The sequence below is a fragment of the Leucobacter sp. M11 genome (genome assembly GCF_035726885.1).
GTDB lineage: Bacteria > Actinomycetota > Actinomycetes > Actinomycetales > Microbacteriaceae > JAPFRB01.
In genome coordinates, this window is the sequence record NZ_JAPFRB010000003.1 from 222509 (window position 1) to 223033 (window position 525).

Annotated in this window: 1 protein-coding gene; it reads right to left on the bottom strand. The window is 67.0% G+C overall.

Annotation, left to right across the window (positions count from 1 at the left end; translation table 11 throughout):
- The coding region (locus tag OOT08_RS09310; RefSeq protein ID WP_325092374.1) for a cytochrome c oxidase assembly protein at positions 1-525 on the bottom strand (525 nt) is incomplete at both ends.

Below are 525 nucleotides of genomic sequence, written 5' to 3' on the forward strand. Positions count from 1 at the left end.
GCTCCACATCACGGCGACGATGATCGCGAGCATGAGCGTCGGCAGCTCGCCGATGCCCCAGGCGATGCCGCCGCCGGTGATCTGGTCCTCCAGGGGTGGCGCGCCCCAGGTACGCCCCATCGCCCCGTACCAGTCGGCGAGGAGGAGGCCCGTGCTGCTCATGATGGTGACGCCGAAGAAGGCGTGGAAGCCCATCGTGGCCAGCAGGGTCACGAGCCGGATCGGGTAGGGGAAGCGCTTGGGCACCGGATCCACCCCGATGAGGGAGAGCGAGAACAGGTACCCCGAGATCAGGAAGTGGATAATCATCCACTGGTGGCCCAGGTGGTCCTCGGCCGCCCAGCGGAACAGGGGAGTGTAGTAGAAGATCCAGAGCGATCCCGCGAAGATGATCGCCGCGACGATCGGATTCGTGACGAGCTTCGACCACGGGGTCTGGATGCCCCACATGACCCACTCGCGCGCGCCCCAGGAACCGTCGTTGCGCTTCCGGACGCTGCGCAGGAGCAGCGTCATCGGGGCGCC